Origin of the sequence: Paucilactobacillus oligofermentans DSM 15707 = LMG 22743 (genome assembly GCF_001434315.1) — a bacterium.
Taxonomy (GTDB): Bacteria; Bacillota; Bacilli; order Lactobacillales; family Lactobacillaceae; genus Paucilactobacillus; species Paucilactobacillus oligofermentans.
The window spans coordinates 21,577-42,378 of the sequence record NZ_AZFE01000030.1; the positions used below are offsets into that span (position 1 = coordinate 21,577).

The following is a 20,802-nucleotide window of genomic DNA, read 5'->3' on the forward strand; positions in this document are numbered from 1 at the left end:
CTATGATACTATACCATTTTTATGTGTCCTTGACTAGTGGTTGATGACAATTTACTTATAATCACTGTCTGATTGGACATATTTCCAATAAGCAGCATAGATTTCTTTAGCCATAGTTGAGTTAATTCCTGCCCCTGAGGTCCCGGTTCCTGGAATCGCTAATGCTACAACTACTTGTGGATCATCATATGGTGCATATGAAATTAAACTCAATGTTTCAGTTGACGTAGTTCCATAATAAGTTTCAGCGGTACCTGTTTTGGCAGCAACTGCTGGTGTAATACTTGAAAGTGCACTACCAGTCTTATAGGTATTACTTCCGTGGACAACTTGGTACATCCCCTGTTTAACAACTTTCCATTGTGCTGCAGTGGCATTAATTGAACCTAAAATAGTTGGTTGGGTTGTTGATTCAACTTTACCCAAGCTACCATTTGCTTTAGTTCCTCTAATTTGTTGAACCACGTATGGCTTCATTCGATAACCACCATTAGCAATGGTTGAAGCATATTGAGCAATTTGCATAACGGTATATGAATCATAATTTCCGTAAGATAAATCCAATGCCTTACCAATTTCAGCCTGGCTGGCGACCCCAGTATATCCAGTTGATTCACCTGGCAAATCAATTCCAGTCTTCACACCCAAACCAAATTGATTAAAGTAACCACGAAGTTTACTGAAAATACTGGTTGGCATATCTAGCCCAGCTCCAGAAGAGTAAGTAAATCCTCCTTCTTTCATCGCCAATTGCATCATGTACGAGTTAGAAGATACTTCCAGTGCATCGGAAGCTGTTAGTGACATATTGGCTGCACCAGTCTTATTAAACCAAGAAGCTTTCGTAGCTGTTCCTTCAAGATCAATTGGCATATCAGTTAAGGTATTATTTGATGGTGTAATGACACCATCCATCAGTGCTCCAAGCACAGTAGCACCCTTAACGACTGATCCCATTGTAATTGGGTGATTAATCGATCCAATTTGATCATCTGTAATTTTACCAGTTTCAACGTCACGATCAACACCTGCCATTGCATAAATTGCGCCGGTATTTGGATTCATGACAACTGCATATGCACCAGTCGATTTACTAATACTACCAGTTTGGTAGACTGATTTAACAATACTTTGAACCTCATTTTGGAATTTAGCATTGATAGTTAAAACAATGTTATCACCTTTTTTACCGGAATATTTTTCAACTGCTTTTGTAATTGAATCTGTTCCAGAGCCACTACTTGAAACTTCAGTTTGTGATTTTGATCCTGCTAATGTTGCTTGATATTCTGATTCAAGATAACTCTGACCAACACTGTCATTACGTGAATAGCCCTCAGACAATAAAGTATTTAATTTGTCACTTGGTAATCCCGATTTTTGAGTTGAAACAGTCCCGGTTAGTGACTGAATTGCATCCCCTTGTGGATAGCTGCGAGTCCAACTAGTCCCAATGGCAACTCCAGACATTTCACTTAAATGTTCCCCAACTTCGGCAATTTCGGTACTAGTAACGCCAGTTTCCTTGATATAAGTTGTTGATAATGAATATGCACCAGACATATCCGCATAAATCATCGCACCATTTTTTTGCTTATTTGTCAGTGTAAAATCATCAGGATGGGAATATAAATACTTTAAAGCTTTAGTATATAATGCATCCTCATCCATACTAGATGATCCCGAAATCTTAGCGGTTATTTCTTTATATTTTTTGGTATCAGCAAGTAAATAATCGGCTTGATTACGCTTAGTTAGCTTCGTTTTGCTAACTGAAACATATTTACTAAGTGTTTTCGCAGTTTTATAAATATCAGTAGATGTATCCGACTCACCCTTAGTATAGGTAATTGCTTGATGAGCTTCATTACCGACCAGAACTTTACCAGTTGAATCATAAATTGCTCCTCGCTGAACATTACCAGTTTGAGTCGATACTTCGGAGCGATTAACTTCAGCTGTATACGTATCTCCATTTAGGACCTGCATATAAAATAGTCGTGCTGCTAAGATACACAACAAAACTCCAACTGTCCACATTAAGAAATTTAAACGGAACGGAATTTCAGATTGTGATGATCGTCTTTTCTTTGATGTGCCAAACATATTTTTAATTCTTTTTGAAAATTTCAACTTGTTTAATACTCCTTCAGACAAACATATTAACTTTATTTTAACAAATTATGCCGTTTACGTGTCATTTTATTGAGTAACGTATGATATTCTATTCTATATTAACTTGTGTATATAAAACAGAGTTATTATGTAAATTTAAGAATTCAAGACATATTTAGATCGAGGAAATTATATTGAGATTAAGTATTCGAGTTCCAAAACCAACCAAAAAATTACTATTAACCTTTAGTTTTTTATTTCCATTTGTATTAATGATGGGTTATTTCATGTATCGTGGGATGGCACCTTTTGGATCTAGCACCATTTTGACAGTTGATTTAGGTCAACAATATGTTGACTTCTTTTCATACTATCGTTCCACTATTTTAAGCCATCCGACCTCATTTTTCTACTCATTTGCTAAGGATTTAGGTGGCGATACATTAGGTATCTTTGCCTACTATCTAATGAGCCCATTAAATGTGATCATTTTACTATTCCCAGGTAAACTACTTTCCAGCGGTATCTTAATCTTAACCCTGCTAAAATATGGCTTATCCGGACTAAGTTTCGCCTGGATGCTAATGAAACTTAAACTACAAACTAACTGGCGTGTAATTGCTTTTGCTACATCATACGCCCTAATGGGTTGGATGATTGCTAACCAACTAAATGTTATCTGGTTAGATGTATTAATATTATTACCACTAGTAATATATGGCTTAATCAAACTATTAGATACTAAAAAGCCTTGGACATTCATTTGTTGGTTCACTATCTTGTTAATTGATAATTATTATATGGCTTGGATGGTCGGAATTTTCACGTTCTTATTTACCATCTTCCATTTATTTGAAACTAATCAACGATTTAAAACTAATTTACGTAGTTTTTTTAGATATGTTGGCAGCGGAATTATCTCAGTTTTAATTGCTGCGTGCTTCTTATTTCCGGTTGGTTATTCATTAGCTCAAAGCAAAGGAACTTATACTGAAACCGCCATTAAATGGACCACTGAATACTTTCCATTTAATATGGTTGCTAAATTAATTCCTGGATCATTTAATTTTGACCAAATGCCTGATGGTCAACCCAATATTTTTATTGGCATGCTGCTAACCATTGCCTTCTTACTATTTATGTTAGATTCCCGTTGGTCAATTAAAAGTCGGCTGGTTGCCGGTTTAATATCTATTTTCTTTATCTGTTCATTTTTCTTACAACCACTTGATCTATTATGGCATGCTGGTCAATTTCCAGTTTGGTATCCATATCGTTTTTCATTTCTCTTTTCTTTTTGGATGTTATATTTGGCTGCCAAAGAACTTACTGGTAACTTTAAACCGTCCACTCATTCGCTAATAATCATAACTACCTTTTTAATTATTATTTATGTTTTTCTATTTCACTATCTCGATAAGTTAACTTATATCACTAATGTTGAAGTATCCTTTAGTGCAGCTATCAGTGCCGTTGCATTAATTTGGATGATCGTTCCAAGTAATGGTTCACCGTTACTGTACGAATTATTATTCATGATGCTAGTGATTGGTGAATCAGCTACTAACGCCTTTACATCGTTAAATAATATTAGTTACGTTAGTCAGTCAGAATTTGGTAATTACACCACTCAATTAACTAAGACGGCCTCCAAACTAAAAGAAATTGATTCCGGATTTTATCGTGTAGGTCAAACATTCTTGCGAACTAAAGATGATCCCATGCAAGGTGATTATAATAGTGCTTCTCATTTTGGATCAACCTTAGAGCCTTCTATTCCGTCTTTTATGGGCTCAATCGGACAACCTGACGGGGATGGTTTTGTCACCTATACAAATGGAACCCAAGTCACTGATTCTTTATTATCAATGAAGTACTTCATGACCTCTAAATCTGTTGTAAACTTATCTGGCAAAACTAAAACTGTGACCTCACTACCAGAGGTTTCGAATAAAACAGATTTGAATCGTCAATCTGAAGTTTCAAGTGATGCCTTGACTAAAACCTATAAAAACAATTCTGCTCTCTCAATTGCATTTGGTGCATCCAAGGCAATTCAAAGTCTAACCCTCAAAACCAAAGATCCTTTAATGTATCAGTCTGAACTTTACAAAGTCCTTGCTGGTGATAAATCCGCCAGTTCGCTATTCAATGTTCAAAATTTTGATAACGTTACTTTTGTTAACTTGCCCAGTGCCACTCAAATTACCGGAACTATTTTTAAACGAAAAGAAATTCTCAAACCAGCAGAAATCAAATTAAAATTCACCCCTAAAACTAACGGATCATACTACTTAACTTTAGGTTCTGCTTTAAATTCTGATACTGCAACCTTTTCCCTAAATGGTAAAGAACTTAAACAATATCCAACTTATCGTAATACAATTGTCGTCAATGTTGCCTCTAAACAAAAAGGCAAACCAATTACATTCACAATTAAATTAACTAAGCAAAGTGTTTGGCTTCAAAATGTGAGCTTATATAGTTTAAATCAATCCTATTTTAATAAACTAAATCAGACACTTAAATCTGAAAATTTGAAAGTAACTAGTCATTCCAATACCAAAATAACTGGGACAGTTAATATCAAAAAGAAGAACCACGTCCTTATGACAACCATTCCTTATTCAAAAGGATGGCATGTCAAAGTTGATGGCCAAGAAGTTAAAACTACCAAAGTAATTAAAACTTTCATGGCCGTCCCTATCACTAAAGGACACCATAATGTTGTCTTTTATTACCGCTCACCATATTTAATTGCTGGCTTATTAGTAAGTTCCGTCACCATTATTGGAATTACCGGAATTATTATTTACAAAAAAAGAAAATAGCAAAAGGTCTGAGTAAAATTATTTTTACTCAGACCTTTTTGGTTAAATAAATTCTATTTTAATTCACCATTATTTATATACTCATATTTAGGACCATCAGTTTTTTCATCATAATCAACCGTTAGATCATAACCCTTAAAAAACCAATCATCTAGCCCATCGACAAAATAACGTACTCCATCATATTCAGTAGTTGAGCTTGCGTGCAATGCACGATCATCTCTAGCCATTCCTATTGAAAATCCATCATGAACTGGCGTTTTTCCATATACTTTGCCGAAAAAACGGACACCATTACCAGATTTTAGTCCCATTTCATTATGAAACCAATTGCTTGCCTGTTTTGTTACTGTAATTTTCATATTCCATAGCTCCTTCTGAAACCGTTTTCATGTTCATGTATTATTCTAGCACATAATCAAAAAAAAGAAGCATAATCAGTTTTGATTACGCTTCCTAGTCACTTATTATTCAACTTTAGTAATTTTAACGTTCATATCACCTGAAGGAATTTTAATGGTTACTTCCTCATTAATTTTATGGCCAAGTAGTGCAGCCGCAATTGGTGATTCATTCGAAATTTTACCTAACATTGGATTAGCTTCAGTTGCACCAACGATTGTATAAGACTCTTCTTCTTCATCAGGAAGTTCTTTAAACGTTACAATTCGTCCAACTGAAACGATATCTTTGTCGATTGCTTCATTATCAATAATTTCCAAATTAAGTAACATATTTTCAACATTACTAATTCTTCCTTCGATAAATGCTTGTTCATCCTTTGCTGATTCATATTCAGAATTTTCTGATAAATCACCAAAGCTACGAGCAATCTTAATTCTTTCGATAACTTCTGGTCGAGTGACCATCTTTAAAGTTTCTAATTCTTCTTCTAAATTCTTCTTTCCTTCCAACGTCATTGGGAAGGTTTTATCTTCTGCCATTTCGCACCTCTATACATCATAATTAATTAACAAGCCATACAATACCACGTGAACATATAGTTGTAAACAACGAGATGCATTTTTTTAATTATTTTCCATGTTTAGTTAAAATATCTTTAACCTTTGTACTTAATAAATCAATTGCAACCTTATTTTCCCCACCTTCGGGAACAATAATATCCGCATATCGTTTAGTAGGTTCTACAAACTGATGATACATCGGTTTAACCGTCTTTAAATATTGGCTAATAATTGAATCTAGTGAACGACCGCGTTCTTCCATATCACGCTTAATCCGTCGAATAATTCGAATATCATCATCTGTATCGACAAATACCTTAATGTCCATTAAATCACGTAAGCGTGCATCATCTAGAATCATAATGCCTTCTAAAATAATTACATCTTTAGCTTCTGTTTTAATTGTTTCTTCTGAACGATTAAACTCCGCATAATTATAGACTGGCATATCGATATTTTCAAAATTACGTAATTTAGTTAAATCACTAATTAACAAGTCAGTATCGAATGCCAACGGATGATCATAATTAACTTGTTTACGTTCGTCCATCGACATATCAGTTTGATCATTATAGTAAGTATCTTGTTGTAACATCATGATTGACTTACCGGCCATTTGTTTATAAATAGCCTGACTAACTGAAGTCTTTCCACTACCAGAACCACCGGTTACACCAATTATGATTGGCTTTTTTATTTCAGTCAAAATAAACACTCCATTTTATTTATTGTCATCCGATAACTTTTCAGTTAACTTTTGATGTTGTGCATAGGTTGTTGCATAGTAAACCTTACCAGTTTTCATATTAGCAATGAAATATAAATATTTTTTGTTACGACTGGCTGGATCTAGTACTGCTTTAATTGATTGCAAACTTGGACTATTAAATGGTCCTGGACCATATCCTTTTTCAACATACAGGTTATATGGTGAATCTACTTCTAGGTCTTTGTAAGTTAAATTCTTTTTGTGCGTATTTAAAGCATACATTACTGAAATATCTGATTGTAATGGCATATCTTTTTTAATTCGATTTAAAAAGACACCCGCAATTTTACGACGATCTGAATTGGTAACACCTTCACGTTCAACTAATGAAGCTAGAGTTAACACCTGTTGAACAGTATAACCTTGGCTCTTAATTGACGTAAAGTACGGTTGTAACTGTGTATTACTAGTAGCAACCATTTGTGTTACCAATGATTTTAAACTAGTAACATTTTTAGTATCATACGTAGCTGGAAATAAATATCCTTCTAACTTATAGCGAACATCTGTAGCAGACATTGCTGAACTTAATAAGTCCGGATACTCCTTAGCTAATTCATCAAGAAAATCTTGATCTTGAATTAAGGCTAAAAAATCTTTGGATGAATATTTGGTTGCTTTTTGAACTGCGGCTGCAATTTGTTCAACGGTTGCACCTTCTTGTACAACTAACTTATTTTCACCAGTTACTGGTGTTGCACTACCACCCTTTTCCAACTTTTGAGCAATCGTTTTAACGTCCATTGATTTATTTAAAGAATAGTAACCAGCCTTGAAGCCGGTACTAACCTTACTTTTAGCATAATATTTAAAAACTAATGAGCTTTTAATTAAGTGCTTTTTTTGTAAAGTTTTGATAATTTGATCATTTGATGATCCTGATTTGATATAAACTTCAACGGCCTTATCATTATTAGCGTTAACTGCCTTCATCGATGAACTAACATACATTTTGAAGCCACCAACTAAAACTACAATTAAAATAATAATTGTGATAATCCAACCGAGCTTTTTACTTTTTTTATTTTTAAGCGATCGACTCATTAAAACTCACCCCACCAATTCGTTTAATTAACATACTTATTTTTGCCTGCAGAATTCATTATAAATTAAAAAAGACTGATTCACAATTTGTAAATCAATCTTTAATAATTATCTCACTGTAATCTCAAATTCTTCGACTAATTTAGCGATAACCTTATCAAATGCTTGATTAACTTTATCTTCAACTAATGTATCATTCTTATCTTGATAAGTTAATGAATACGCAAGTGATTTTTGACCGTCTGGAACATGTGATCCTTGATAGAAATCAAAGAGGGTTACGTCAGTCAAGTAGGCGCCACCTTTATTTTCAATTAAATCAACAATTTGTTGGTTAGAAATATTTTCATCAACTAACATTGCAATATCACGAGAAATTGATGGATATTTACTGATTTCTTGGTAATGACGTTCATTTTTGTCAGCCGCAATAATTGGGGTAAGATTCAATTCAAAAACATAGGTTTCTGGTATTTTATAAGTTTTTGCTGTTTTAGGATGTACTTGTCCTACAAAACCAATAACAACATGGTTCAATTTGATATCTGCTGTTCGTCCAGGATGCATTTCTTTGCGTTCTGAATTAGCAACAAACTCAATTGTTCCTTTAATTGCCATATTTTGGATAAGTTGTTCCACGATACCTTTAACTTGATAAAAATCAACCGCAGCTGTTTTATCATGCCAAGTTTCAGAAACTAATTTTCCGGTTACTGTCCCGGCAATATGTTCTTCTTCAGTTGGTCGATCATTATCAATAACTGGAACAAACGTGCGTCCTTGTTCATACAAAGCCACATTATCTTGTGTTCTGGCAACGTTATAAGCAACGTCATTCAATAAACCACTAATCAAATTCATCCGGGTAGCAACATGATCTTGACTCATTGGATAACTTAGCGTCATTGGTGAGCCACCATCAATAATTTGGAATTGTTGTGCCTTTTCTGGCGTAGTCAATGAATAACTAATCGCTTGATTTAAGCCCAATCCTTCCAACACATGACGTGATGAACGAATTAATTTTTGTTCAGCATTCAGACGACCAACATTACTAGTTTGTGATGGTAACGTTGAAGGAATATTATCATATCCAAAAATACGAGCAATTTCTTCTAATAGATCAGCTTCAATGTTAACGTCCCAACGACGAGAAGGTACTTTAACTGTAAACTTATCATCAGTTACTTTAGTTTCAAATGCTAAACGTTTAAAGATATCTAAGACATCTTTAACTGTTAATGATGTTCCCAAAACGTGATTAATTCTCGTTAACGTAATATCTACTTTAACTTCTTTAATTTCTGTTTCAGAACCAGTAACAATTCCAGTAGTAACTTCACCATTAGCTAATTCAGCTATCATTTGTGCTGCTTCATCTAAGGCCATTTCAACTGCAGCTGGATCAATTCCACGTTCAAAACGCGTTGATGATTCACTGTGAAGATCTAAGCGACGAGCTTGTTTTCTTACTAAGATTGAATCAAAAATAGCTGCTTCTAAAGTGACATTAGTTGTTTGATCTGAAATAGCAGTTTCTAATCCACCCATAGTTCCAGCTAAAGCGACTGGTTTGTCACCAGCAGTTACAACGATATCATTACTAATCAATTCACGGGTTTCATCATCTAAAGTGATAAATTGTTCCCCATCATTGGCATGACGAACACTAATTTCATGACTAGGTAATTTATCATAATCAAAACTGTGTAACGGTTGGCCATATTTAACTAAAATGTAGTTGGTTACATCCACGACATTGTTGATTGGACGGATTCCCGCATTCCATAATTTAATTTGTAGCCATAAAGGACTTTCAGCAATTTTAATATCCTTAATTACACGTAATTTATAGGTTGGCGCAATCGCTGTATTATCAACTGCAGCTGAAATTAAATCAGCGGTCTTTTCTGAACTATTTTCAATTACTTGCTTAACTTCAAAATGAGATTTCAAATTATAGAAAGCCGCAATATCATTAACGTTACCACGAATACTAAACATATCGCCACGATTAGGTGTGATATCAGTATCAATAATCACATCATCCATACCTAGATATGGAAAAATTGATTCTCCTGGCTTGGCATCTTCAGGTAAGACCCAAATACCATCTTCATAATCTTTAGGTGACACTTTTTCTGAAAAGCCGATTTCTTGAAGTGCACAAATCATTCCTTCAGATAATTCACCACGCATTTTACTACGTTTAATTTTAATATTATTACCAATTCGTGAACCTGGTAAAGCAACAATCACATTTTGATTGGCTGCAATATTAGGTGCCCCACAGACAATTTGAACATCTTCAGTTTCGCCAATGTTAACTTGGCAAATTGTTAAATGATCTGAATCAGGATGTGGTTTCGTACTAGTAACAAATCCAACGACTAACTTAGTTAAGCCATCACTAGGTGAATAAACATCATTAATATCAACTGACGTTCGGGCTAATTTCTCTGCTAAATCGGTTGGTTTAACATCAATATCTAAATATTCTTGAAGCCATTTATAAGAAACTTTCATTTGTTTAAATTATCCTTTCTGGTCGAATTGCGTTAGGAAACGCACATCATTTTGGTAGAAATCACGAATATCAGTAACGCCGTATTTAAGCATTGCAAAACGATCTGGTCCTAATCCAAAGGCAAACCCACCGTATTCTTCAGGATCTACGCCAGCCATCTTTAAGACGTTAGGATGAGTCATCCCGGCACCAAGTACTTCAATCCAACCAGTTGATTTACAAATTGAACATCCTTTACCATGACAATTAAAGCAAGTGATATCAGCTTCAACTGATGGTTCCGTAAATGGAAAATAGCTAGGACGAAGACGAACTTCTAATTCATCACCAAATAATTCTTGAGCAACGATTTCTAAAGTCCCTTTCAAATCAGCCATTGTAATATGTTTACCAATCACAAGGCCTTCAACTTGATGGAATTGATGACTATGGGTCGTATCATCAGTATCACGACGATAAACTTTACCAGGAGAAACCATTTTGAGTGGTCCCTTACTGAAATCATGCGTTTCAAGTGTTCGTGCTTGCATTGGTGACGTTTGCGTTCTCATTAAAATTTCTGGCGTCACATAAAATGTATCTTGCATGTCACGAGCTGGATGATCCTTTGGAAGATTCAACATTTCAAAATTATAGCGATCTTCTTCAACTTCGCCACCTTCAGCCACAACATAGCCCATTCCTACAAATAAATCGACAAGTTGATCAATTATTTGTTGAATCACATGTGGTTGGCCTTGAGCTACACTGTTACCAGGTAAGGTCACATCGATTGCTTCTTTTTTTAATTGTTCATTTAATTTAGCACTTTCAATTTTTAAACGTTGTTCATCAATGGCTGCGGTTAATTGATCACGAACTTCATTAGCAAATTGACCAACTTTAGGACGTTCTTCTGAACTTAAGTCGCGCATCCCACGTAACACTTCCGTAATTGGTCCTTTTTTACCTAACATTTTGACACGAACATCATTAATTGAATCAAGATTAACACTTTCTTCAACTTGTTTTAATCCTTGTTGTAATAAATCATTTAGCTTATCTTGTAATCCCATTTTAATTCTCCTTTTTCAGAAATAAAAAAACTCCGCCCCCAGAAAAGGGACGAAGCATCGCGGTACCACCCTAGTTTGTAGTATTAATAACCTACACACTTAGAAATCGATAACGGTGATTGACCGGAGTACGATTAAGTATCAACTTCAGAAGTGAAATTCAAAATATTACTTAGATCCTTACTTACAGTCTTGATAAGGACTTCCTAGCAAAGTGATATTTTTACTAACTTCTATCAACATTTTTTAATTAATATTACTTGATGAATTAAATTAATTAATCCAATCATTTGCCCAATTATGAACTTCATCCATAACCGGCTTTAATGCAAGGCCTTTTTCCGTTAACGAATAATCAACCTTATTGACTGAACCGAGGTGTGCGTTTCTTGTGATAATGCCTTCGCTTTCTAATTCACGCAAACGTTCAACTAATACACGATCGCTGCATTTACCAATTCCAGCAACAAAGTCCTTAAATCTTAAAGAATCCTCTTTTAAAAGTAATTCTACAATTAATCCGTTCCACTTCTTACCTAGAATGGCAAAAGTTTCCTCAAACTTAGGACAAAGTGACAATTTTTCAGTTGTCTGCTTTATTACTTGATCCACGCTACCCCCTCCAATCTTAAAACTTATACTAACATTATATTATAAAGTTGTTCTAACTTTCAACCACAATTCGACTCGCGTACGAATTGGTGCAAAAAATTCACGTTCAGCTTCGTAATTGTCTACAAGTGATACTAATAAACTTTCACGATATTTTGGTAATGCCAAGGTTGCACCAAACATATGCTTAAGGATAATATCCTTTTCCATATCACTCAATGGGGTTAGCTTTTCAGCATTCCGTAATGCTACTCGTGGATGAATGAAAGCATGCGAACCTAAATCAAATTTAGTTGTTCGCCAATCATAATAGAATAAATCATGAAGTAGACCAGCACGAGCAACACTACGATAATCTAAATGTAATTTTTTCGCAATTTGATAACTATCAAAAGAAACTGATAGCGAGTGTTGTAATCGATCTGAATGATGATGATGGGTAAAAGTAGCTAACTTTTGAACTTCATCAGTCACAATTAAATCACTAATTAGCTCTACATATTCACTATCTTGTTGCCATGCGTCTTTCTTCATTAAATTCTCCTTTTTATTAATTCAAAGGTATGATACCTGCTTACAATCACAAAGTAAACTATTTAGCTCAGCCTACTTTTTTAATGCAAACATTAAAATTCCAGCCGAGACAGCCACGTTTAATGATTCTGCTTTACCAGCAATTGGGATATATAGGTTTTGTGATGTTCGTTCCAAAACTGCTGGTTGAACACCATTACCTTCATTACCCATAATTAATGCGAAACTGTTACTTTTTTCAACATCTAGATAATTAACGGCTTCCTTGTTGAGTTGAGTTCCATAAACTGGAATTCCTTCAGCATGGAGCATATCAATCCAATCAAGCGTTGATCCTTGCTTTACTTGAATATGAAATTGACTACCTTGCATTGCTCGAACTACTTTGGGTGAGAAAATGTCTGCTGTTTTATTTCCAGCAACCACTCCAGTAAATCCGGCTGCATCGGCAGTCCGAATCATCGTTCCCATATTACCAGGATCTTGAACTTCATCCATTAATAACCAAGTACCAGCTAATTCATTGGGTACTTCTGTATACACAGCCGGAATACCAACTTCTGCAGCAATTCCTTGCGGCGTAACTGTATCGGTAATACTTTGCATTACTTCAAATGTAACGATAAAGATTTCGCTAACTTTTTGAAGTTCCTCACTGTGCATGTCAAATTGTTCTTGTGTAACCATAATTGCTTTAATTGGTGCATCATAATTAAGTGCTTCTTGTACTAAGTGCCAGCCATCTAATAAGTAGCTACCTTCCTTAGTCCGTTGCTTCTTTGTTGCTAGTTTTTTCCAGTTCTTAACTTTTTGATTTTGTACCGATGATATATTTTCCAAATTTATTCACTCCAATCATTTAATTATACCATGATTAGACCTATAACGGTGTTATCAAATAGAATCTATTAAATAAATTACGTTAATCTGCACCCCACTAAATCATTTATAGAGTTTAAAATTAAATAATGCCCGAAAAGTTAGTGGCATCATTAGCTTGTTCCGTGGTATATTATGCTATGTTTGTGAAACTAATATGAAGAAAAGGGAATTGATTTATTAAAATGAAAAATAAAAAAATATCGCTAATTGCGATAGTAACTACGTTAGCCATTACTTTAAGTGGATGTGTCCGCCAAGATAAAAATGGAGATCCTTATGGTATGACTTATCAATACCTTGCTAAGCCTACTCAACACTTAATGGAATGGATTGCTAACTTTATTGGTGGTAACTATTCATACGGTTGGGCAATCATCATTATCACCTTTATTGTTCGAATGGTTTTATTACCCGTTATGATTAGTCAAATGCGTAAATCAACCATTCAACAAGAAAAGATGGGGATGGTTGGTCCTCAAATGCGCGATATTCAAGAACGTCAAAAAAATGCGAAAACTCCTGAAGAAAAAGCGGCTATTAGTCAAGAAATGATGGCCCTTTATAAGGATAATGGCATTAGTATGACCGGTGGAATTGGTTGTTTACCAATGTTGATTCAATTACCAGTCTTCGCCGCTCTCTATGCTGCAATTCGTTACTCACATTTATCAAACGCGATGTTCTTTGGAATTAAGCTAGGTTCTCCCAGTATCATTTTAGCTGTCCTATCATTTGCAATATATCTATTTCAAGGATATCTTTCATTAATTGGAATTCCAGAAGCACAAAAGAAACAAATGCGAATGATGATGTTTGTCAGTCCAGTAATGCTTGGATATATGGCAATGATTTCATCAGCCGGACTTGGATTATACTTCTTCATTGGTGGGATTTTTGCAGTTATTCAAACCATCCTTATCAATCTTTATCGTCCTAAAATCAAACGTGATATTGAAGCAGAATTGAAAAAGAATCCACCTCGTAAAATAATTAAACCAATCATTGAAGCTCCTGTTACACCAATCGAAACAAAACCAACTACTCCAAAGCCTAAGGGAAATCGGAACGCTGGTAAGCAAAATCATAAATAAGTAAACATAACTAAAAAAGTAGTGGATCAAAACAAAATGTTTTGATCCACTACTTTTTATACAATTAAATATTTTAAAGGCTAATTAATAGTCATCTAGTGTTTTAATATCTTCGTCAATAATTGGCAAAGTTACTTTAAATAATGAACCATATCCAGGAGAACTTTCAAGCGTCATCTCCCCACCATATCCTTCAACTAATCGTTTAGCGATTGAAAGGCCAAGCCCATTACCCCCTTTTTTACGACTACGCGCCTTATCAACTCGGTAAAAGCGATCAAATACTTTACCCATATCATTTTTAGAAATTCCTTCACCAAAATCTTGTACGCCAATTTCAACTCGATTAAGTGTTCGAGACAATGACATATGAATCTCCTTATGATTGGTTGAATACTTAACCGCATTATCAGATAAAATAATCAATATTTGTTCTAAGTGATCACGATAAATCGGTGATACAACCCGTTCACGTAAATCATCATCCATAATAAACAAAAAATCTGGATGGATTATTTTAAAATTATTAAATACCTGATGGACTACTTCGCTTACTTCTGTTTTTTCATCGTTGAAATTAGTTTCAATCTGTTCAGCTCGACTTAAATCAAGCATTTCTTGAACTAAGTCCTGCATCCGTTTAGTTTCTTTCAACGAAGCATCGATGGACTCAGCTAGAACAGCTGGATCGTCCTTTCCCCAGCGATTCAATAATTCCATATGTCCTTGAATAATCGCCACCGGTGTACGAAGCTCGTGAGAAACATCGCCAACAAATTGTGACTGTTGATCCATATAGCGTTGCATCCGATCCATCATTTCATTAAACATGACGGCCATATCGGCTAATTCATCATGTCGATGTAATTTGGGTACCCGATTATCTGCGGTTGGATCATCACGAATTGCTACTAAAGTATCGTGGATATCATCAATTGGGCCTAACAAAAAATACGATAGAAAATATCCTAACAAGCCACTCGCAATTACCATTAAAACAATTGTTAAGATGGAAATTAAAATCATTTTGTTGAATATTTTATAAAAGGCCGTTAAAGAATTTTCAATATAGACATAACCAATTACTTGATTCGTTTTTTCCGAAATAATTGGTTCACCACCAACTAGTCGTCGACTAAAGTGTTTTCCCGTTAAGCCAATCGTTTGTTTCTTAATTGGTTTAAATTTTTTATCAATTTTACCCGTTGCGTAGATCCGTTCCCCTTCTATATTAAAAACGGTAATACTAGTATTCGAGGTACTTAAATCTTGTGTTATATTGCGATTAATTTTTACTGACTGACTATTGCCTAATTGTTTGTTAATACTTGCTGAATTTAAATTAGTATCATTTTTTTCAAGTTGCTGTTTTACATGAACCAAAGAATTATTCATTGCTAACTTTTCTTGATCTAATAAATTATCAGTAAATGCACTAAACAAAACAAAAGTTAAACTAGCAAAGATAACTAACGCTCCTAACGCAGTTCCCAATGCCCATTTAACTTTTAATGATAGACGATATTCACTTTTTTTTGATTTTTCAATATTTTTCAAAAGTTAATCAACCTCAAGTAATTGCTACTTTGAACGCATCACATAACCCGTTCCGCGAACTGTTTGAATATAGCTATTTTCAGTACCTTCTTTGTCAATCTTGTTTCGGATATAACGAACATAAACATCCACAACATTGGTTTCAACTTTTGACTCAGCACCCCAGACAGTCTCAAGTAATAAACTACGTGACATGACTTTATCAATATTTTCCATTAACAATAATAATAAATCATATTCACGTTTAGTTAAATTAATAACCTCATCACTACGACGAACAATCCGATTTTCTTTTTCAATTGCTAAATCTCGATAGCGGACAACTGTTTGTGGTGTCTTACCATTTTCATCTTCAATATTAATTCGGCGAAGTAGTGCCCGAACACGTGCCAATAGTTCTTCAATTGCAAATGGCTTTACAATATAATCATCTGCTCCATGATCTAATCCAGATACACGATCAATCACAGAATCACGAGCCGTCATCATAATAATTGGTGTATTTTTCACCTCACGAATTCGGCGAGCAACCTCTAACCCATTTAATTCAGGTAGCATCAAGTCTAATAAAATCACATCATAGTCGGTAGTAACCGCTGATTCAAGACCAGAGCGACCGTCTAGCTTAATATCAACTGAGTATCCTTCGTGTTTCAATTCCAATTCAACGAAGCGAGCAAGATTGTCTTCATCTTCAATAATTAAAATTTTCTTCATTACAAATACACTCCAATTTCACTTAAATTTTAATTTTTTAATCCATTTCTTACATACATTTTTAATATTATCATATTTAATCAATCAAATATAGTCTATGTTACTTGGGATAACCATCTATTTAAAATTAAATAGATAAGTATGTGAAAAAAATATTTCATTTAAAATCAATGAATAAAGCATTTTAACTCAAATTTAACCTTTTTTGTTAATAATTTCACTTGATGGTAAACGCTCTAAGTGATATCATTTCCTTGTTAAGTATTTAACTTTTCCTACTACTATATTTTATATTGAAAGAGGTATTGTTTATGAAAGCAGCAGTTGTACGTGATGCAGTTGATGGTTATGTTGACATCATTGAAAAAGAACTTCGTCCATTAGAATTTGGTGAAGCTTTAGTTGATGTTGAATATTGTGGTCTTTGTCACACAGATTTACATGTTACTAGTGGTGATTATGGTAAATTTCCTGGCCGTGTAATTGGCCATGAAGGTGTTGGTATCGTCAGCAAATTAGGTGATGGAGTTACCAGCCTTAAGATTGGTGATCGTGTCTCAATTGCTTGGTTCTTTGGCGGCTGTGGACATTGTGAATATTGCTTAACTGGCCGTGAAACATTCTGCCGTAACGTCCGTAACTCTGGTTTTACAGTTGATGGTGCTATGGCTCAACAAGTTATCGTTGATGCTAACTACGCTGTTAAAGTTCCAGAAGGCCTTGATCCAGTTGAAGCTACTTCACTTACATGTGCTGGAGTTACAATGTATAAAGCCTTGAAAACTGGTAATGTAAAACCTGGTCAATGGGTATCGGTTGTTGGTGCTGGTGGCCTTGGTAACTTAGCTGTTCAATATGCCAAACATGTCTTTGGTGCACATGTAGTCGTCGTTGATGGTAACGAAGATAAGCTTGCTGCTGCAAAAGAATGTGGCGCTGACATCTTGCTTAACCGTCATGACGGTAATATTGCTCAAAAGATCCAAGAATTGACTGGTGGTGTTCATACTGCCCAAGTCACAGCTGTAAATGCACAAGCCTTTACTGATGCAGTTGATTCTCTTCGTCCAGATGGACGTTTAGTTGCTGTTGCCCTTCCTACTGGTAACATGGAATTAAACATCGGTAAAACAGTTCTAGACGGTATCCAAGTGGCTGGTTCGCTAGTTGGTACTCGTCAAGACTTAGCTGAAACCTTCCAATTTGGTGCTGAAGGAAAAGTTAAACCAATTGTTCATACTCGTAAATTAAGTGAAGTAAACGATATTATCGATGAAATGAAAGCCGGCAAGATTGTTGGTCGTGAAGTTGTTGATATGTCTCTATAATTACTAAATAAAAGGAAGATATCTTAACCTGATATCTTCCTTTTTAGTTACAATTAATTATTTTTAAATTTCAAGTTGTAAATGACTATATGGATGGGTTCCTAATGTAAGTGAACCTACTTTTTGGTAACCAATTTTTCGATATAATTTCTCGGCACGTCCATTTTGTTCATCAACATTTAATCCAATTTTATTTATTTCCATCGTTTTAACGAAAGTTGGCAACATCTCAAGTAATTGAGTTCCAACTCCAAGCCCCTGAAAATCTGGATTAACTGATAATGTATCCAAATACCATTCGTTTGGATATGCTTCTTTATCGTTAAATAACTGTACATCTTGGGGTAACCCTAATTCGATTAAAAACTCATCAAAAGCCTCATCAATACCAGCTTCCATTTCCTCCGGATAACCAAACGCCACTCCGGCTACAGTACCTTCATATTCATTCACGAACGCATTTTGATAGCTATAACGATGATCATCAACTTTAAATGCTTTTTCCAAAACCTTTATCCAATCTTTTTTGTCCACCTTAAGAATTAAATCAAGTTCCATATCTTCCAGAACAGTATAAATTAACGGCGCGACCATTTTAGCATCTGCTGGCTGAGCTTTTCTAATCATTGAATATCCTCCCTTTAAATAACATATAATTTTAGTCTATCAGGTTTAATATTAGAGTCAATTTATGCTAACAAAAAAAGAAACATCCAGGTCCGGCACCTTGAATGTTTCTTTTTGTAAAAATATTAAAAATTGAATTACTTAACGTTGATAACTTGCTTACCGTCGTAAAAACCACAACTTGGGCAAACAACGTGTGACTTACGTAATTCTCCACAGTTTGAACATGGTGCCAAACCAGGAACTGAAAGTTTAATGTGTCCGCGACGCATTGCCTTCTTAGTCTTTGATGTCTTTCTTGCTGGAACTGCCATTTCTTGCCACCTCCTTAATAAAATTTTATCCACATTAATGTGTTTGTCTGCTAATTATTTTCGTTATCCTGATCAGGAAGTAATGCTTTCAATTTAGCGAGACGTGGATCAACAGTGTTAGGCTTTGGCTCATTACCGATGTAATCTTCTTCAGAAACAACTTCCCAACCGCTTCCAGTTGGCATGTCATCACCGTCTTCAGATTCATCATCAGCCAAAACGCGTAATGGAATTGCAAGTAGGAGATTTTCTCCAACTGCTTCGTCAAGATCAATCTTTTGATCTTCATCCAAAACTAATGCCGCTTCATCAACTTCATATCGATCCATATGACTAGCATCACTGAGATAAAATTCAGTAATATCAAATTGAGTCGGAAGTTGGACCGGCTTTAATGAGCGACTTGATGGTACCGTTAAAGTTGTATTAACCTTTAACGTTAACATCACATCCCCATCTTTAAACGAAACATATCCATCAACCAAGACTGGCTCTACAGCCATTACTTGATCCGGGAATCGCTCAGTTAGCATCTCATTCAGGTCTAACTGTTCTTTAACATGGAGTGGCTCATTTTTGTAACGTTGTAATTCTTTTAATGACCATTTCATCAGTAGACCCTCCTAACGCAACAAATTACATTATACTAGCGCAAAATTCGATTGTCAATGTAATTTGCTTGACAGCACACCTATTTAACAATAATTGGACTTTTTTGCATATCTTGTTTCAGATTTGTTAACTGTTCAATGAATTTACCTGCACGATAATCCAAATTAACCATCCCATTTTTTAAGTCACGATCAACTTTAGTTACCAACGGAATTTCAAGGTCTTTTTTGATTGTATGCAGATACTCTTGCCCCATCTTATTAAATCCTAAAACTCGTAAGTATGGCTGCTGTGTGGCTGCTAACATCTCATCATTTGTAATTTGTAATAACGTATATAGACATAATCTCGATAACCGTGAATATGTATAGCGTTTTGACTTAATTCCACTCATGAATTGATCAAATGTGGTTGCAGTTTCCGCAACGTCTTTAAACTTATATTCAAGTCCTTCTGACATTTGATAAATTTCCTGAAGAGACTTAATAGTCACTTGGTTAATAAAGTAGCGTAAATACGGATAACAAGTATTCCAATCGATAGACGTTTTTGCTTCAAGGATATCAGTAGCCGTCTTTGAAGGTACACTTAAACTATAATCCAATTGATTAATTACCGCATGTCTAATTGCACTCGCACTCGCAATTTCTGAACTAATTTTATTATCATGATATTGATTTGAAATTCGTTGAATTGCCGTTAATTTAATTGGTGCCTGTAACTGTGAAACTGCCTTATGATAAGCAAACGCTAAAATATCATTGGGATCAGTTAATTCAATTCCCGTCTGCTGTTTCATTTGTTGATTAAATCGGCTCGCATAAGTTCCATTATAATGACTAAACTCATCACTATTAAACAGACTTTCAGCGGTAACTAACTTTTTAAAATCAGCTTTAGGATGTTCCGCACCAAATACTAGTTCTGACACTTGTAATTGATTCAGTAAACTTATGGCTCCTTGTGCAAACAAATGAGCTGGTTGAACAGCATAAAAAATTGGTAACTCAATTACCAGATCAACACCATTATCTAACGCCTCACTGGCTCTTGTCCATTTATCTAGCATAGTAACTTCGCCACGTTGGGTAAAGTTACCACTCATAACAGCGACCGCCACATCAGCGCCACTAATTTTTTTAGCGGTTGCAGCATGATAAGCGTGTCCATTATGAAATGGATTATATTCAGTTACCAATCCAACTGCTTTCATCTAATCCGC

The 20,802-nt window shown here is 34.9% G+C and carries 19 protein-coding genes; 3 read left to right on the forward strand and 16 right to left on the reverse strand.

Translation table 11 applies throughout. The features are described from left to right. Positions 1–51: 51 nt before the first annotated feature. Positions 52–2,133 (reverse strand): peptidoglycan D,D-transpeptidase FtsI family protein, encoded by a 2,082-nt coding sequence (locus FC70_RS02830; RefSeq protein WP_057889502.1) that lies wholly within the window; start codon positions 2,131–2,133, stop codon positions 52–54. A gap of 176 nt (positions 2,134–2,309) precedes the next feature. On the opposite strand from FC70_RS02830, the gene FC70_RS02835 reads away from it, so the two are divergent. Further along, entirely contained in the window at positions 2,310–4,946 is a 2,637-nt protein-coding gene (locus FC70_RS02835; RefSeq protein ID WP_235804069.1) for a YfhO family protein, read from the forward strand. 53 nt (positions 4,947–4,999) lie between these two features. Here the strand turns inward: FC70_RS02835 and FC70_RS02840 are convergent, their stop codons facing one another. The 9 genes from FC70_RS02840 to FC70_RS02880 form a co-directional block, all read right to left on the reverse strand. After that, the gene (locus FC70_RS02840) at positions 5,000–5,308 is read right to left on the reverse strand and encodes a HesB/YadR/YfhF family protein (protein ID WP_057889503.1); all 309 of its coding nucleotides are present in this window, start codon (positions 5,306–5,308) and stop codon (positions 5,000–5,002) included. A gap of 105 nt (positions 5,309–5,413) precedes the next feature. Beyond that, positions 5,414–5,890: a transcription elongation factor GreA gene (gene greA / locus FC70_RS02845; protein WP_057889504.1), complete on the reverse strand. Its 477-nt coding sequence runs from the start codon at positions 5,888–5,890 to the stop codon at positions 5,414–5,416. 88 nt (positions 5,891–5,978) lie between these two features. Further along, entirely contained in the window at positions 5,979–6,620 is a 642-nt protein-coding gene (gene udk / locus FC70_RS02850; RefSeq protein WP_057889645.1) for a uridine kinase, read from the reverse strand. Positions 6,621–6,632: 12 nt separating this feature from the next. After that, positions 6,633–7,724 (reverse strand): endolytic transglycosylase MltG, encoded by a 1,092-nt coding sequence (gene mltG, locus FC70_RS02855; protein WP_057889505.1) that lies wholly within the window; start codon positions 7,722–7,724, stop codon positions 6,633–6,635. A gap of 108 nt (positions 7,725–7,832) precedes the next feature. Continuing rightward, on the reverse strand, positions 7,833–10,250 hold the full coding sequence (pheT, locus tag FC70_RS02860; RefSeq protein WP_057889506.1) for a phenylalanine--tRNA ligase subunit beta: 2,418 nt from the start codon (positions 10,248–10,250) through the stop codon (positions 7,833–7,835). Between the two features lie 9 nt (positions 10,251–10,259). Further along, the gene (gene pheS / locus FC70_RS02865; RefSeq protein WP_057889507.1) at positions 10,260–11,306 is read right to left on the reverse strand and encodes a phenylalanine--tRNA ligase subunit alpha; all 1,047 of its coding nucleotides are present in this window, start codon (positions 11,304–11,306) and stop codon (positions 10,260–10,262) included. Between the two features lie 273 nt (positions 11,307–11,579). Continuing rightward, complete coding sequence (locus tag FC70_RS02870) at positions 11,580–11,918, reverse strand: winged helix-turn-helix transcriptional regulator (protein ID WP_057889508.1); 339 nt, start codon at positions 11,916–11,918, stop codon at positions 11,580–11,582. Between the two features lie 39 nt (positions 11,919–11,957). Then, the gene (locus FC70_RS02875; RefSeq protein WP_057889509.1) at positions 11,958–12,452 is read right to left on the reverse strand and encodes an HD domain-containing protein; all 495 of its coding nucleotides are present in this window, start codon (positions 12,450–12,452) and stop codon (positions 11,958–11,960) included. Positions 12,453–12,524: 72 nt separating this feature from the next. Continuing rightward, the gene (locus tag FC70_RS02880) at positions 12,525–13,292 is read right to left on the reverse strand and encodes a TrmH family RNA methyltransferase (RefSeq protein WP_057889510.1); all 768 of its coding nucleotides are present in this window, start codon (positions 13,290–13,292) and stop codon (positions 12,525–12,527) included. A 224-nt stretch (positions 13,293–13,516) separates the two neighbouring features. On the opposite strand from FC70_RS02880, the gene yidC reads away from it, so the two are divergent. Further along, positions 13,517–14,425: a membrane protein insertase YidC gene (gene yidC, locus FC70_RS02885; protein WP_057889511.1), complete on the forward strand. Its 909-nt coding sequence runs from the start codon at positions 13,517–13,519 to the stop codon at positions 14,423–14,425. An 84-nt stretch (positions 14,426–14,509) separates the two neighbouring features. Here yidC and FC70_RS02890 read toward each other — a convergent pair whose 3' ends face one another. Together FC70_RS02890 and FC70_RS02895 are read right to left on the reverse strand one after the other, a co-directional pair. Beyond that, positions 14,510–15,973 (reverse strand): HAMP domain-containing sensor histidine kinase, encoded by a 1,464-nt coding sequence (locus FC70_RS02890; protein ID WP_057889646.1) that lies wholly within the window; start codon positions 15,971–15,973, stop codon positions 14,510–14,512. Between the two features lie 33 nt (positions 15,974–16,006). Further along, positions 16,007–16,699 (reverse strand): response regulator transcription factor, encoded by a 693-nt coding sequence (locus tag FC70_RS02895; RefSeq protein WP_057889512.1) that lies wholly within the window; start codon positions 16,697–16,699, stop codon positions 16,007–16,009. Positions 16,700–17,010: 311 nt separating this feature from the next. On the opposite strand from FC70_RS02895, the gene adhP reads away from it, so the two are divergent. Next, entirely contained in the window at positions 17,011–18,027 is a 1,017-nt protein-coding gene (gene adhP / locus FC70_RS02900) for an alcohol dehydrogenase AdhP (RefSeq protein ID WP_057889513.1), read from the forward strand. Positions 18,028–18,090: 63 nt separating this feature from the next. Here adhP and FC70_RS02905 read toward each other — a convergent pair whose 3' ends face one another. From FC70_RS02905 to FC70_RS02920, 4 genes are all read right to left on the reverse strand, one after another. Then, entirely contained in the window at positions 18,091–18,654 is a 564-nt protein-coding gene (locus FC70_RS02905; protein ID WP_057889514.1) for a GNAT family N-acetyltransferase, read from the reverse strand. A 137-nt stretch (positions 18,655–18,791) separates the two neighbouring features. Further along, positions 18,792–18,968 (reverse strand): 50S ribosomal protein L32, encoded by a 177-nt coding sequence (gene rpmF, locus FC70_RS02910; protein ID WP_057889515.1) that lies wholly within the window; start codon positions 18,966–18,968, stop codon positions 18,792–18,794. Positions 18,969–19,018: 50 nt separating this feature from the next. Beyond that, a complete protein-coding gene (locus FC70_RS02915; protein WP_057889516.1) occupies positions 19,019–19,579 on the reverse strand; it encodes a YceD family protein in 561 nt (186 codons plus the stop codon). Between the two features lie 80 nt (positions 19,580–19,659). Next, positions 19,660–20,793: a nucleotidyltransferase gene (locus tag FC70_RS02920; protein WP_057889517.1), complete on the reverse strand. Its 1,134-nt coding sequence runs from the start codon at positions 20,791–20,793 to the stop codon at positions 19,660–19,662. Between the last annotated feature and the right edge of the window lie 9 nt (positions 20,794–20,802).